Raw genomic sequence first — 527 nt, forward strand, 5'->3', positions numbered from 1 at the left:
CTCGTCACCCAGCTCGACACGGTCCGCGCGGGCGCGTGCGGCGCGGCGGGGCCTCCGGGGTGGCCGCCGGGATGGCCGCCGTCCTCAGCTGTGCGCTGCTCCTCGCGGGCTGCGGCGGCCACGACGACGGCGCCGGGTCCGGTGACGCCGCGCACAAGCCGGTCGGCATGGCGGGCAAGGGGGCGCCGCAGCGGCCCGTCCCGCACGGCAAGGGCAGCAAAACCGACGACGACTTCAACGGTGACGGCGCCCGTGACCTCGTACTCGACGACCTCGTCCACCGCGACCACGGCGACGACGCGGGCATCGGCATCGTCTACGGCGGCGCGAACGGGCTCGTCCCGGGCGCCCGGCAGTTGCTCAGCGCGCACGCCAACGGGGCGCGCACCAAGGGCGAGCTGCCCGCCGCCTTCGAGTCCGAGGCCTCCTGCGACCTGGACGAGGACGGCTTCACCGACCTGATCGTCTCCACCGACCCGCCCTACGACGGCCAGGGCCGCCCGCCCGTGCCCCTCCAGATCCTCTTC

1 pseudogene is annotated in these 527 nt (G+C 75.5%); it reads left to right on the forward strand.

From position 1 onward, the window contains the following. Window positions 1–71: 71 nt before the first annotated feature. A pseudogene (locus AB8Z36_RS41670) lies at window positions 72–527 on the forward strand (FG-GAP repeat domain-containing protein); the annotation flags it as partial.

This window comes from Streptomyces flavofungini, from assembly GCF_041028215.1.
Classification (GTDB): domain Bacteria; phylum Actinomycetota; class Actinomycetes; order Streptomycetales; family Streptomycetaceae; genus Streptomyces; species Streptomyces flavofungini_B.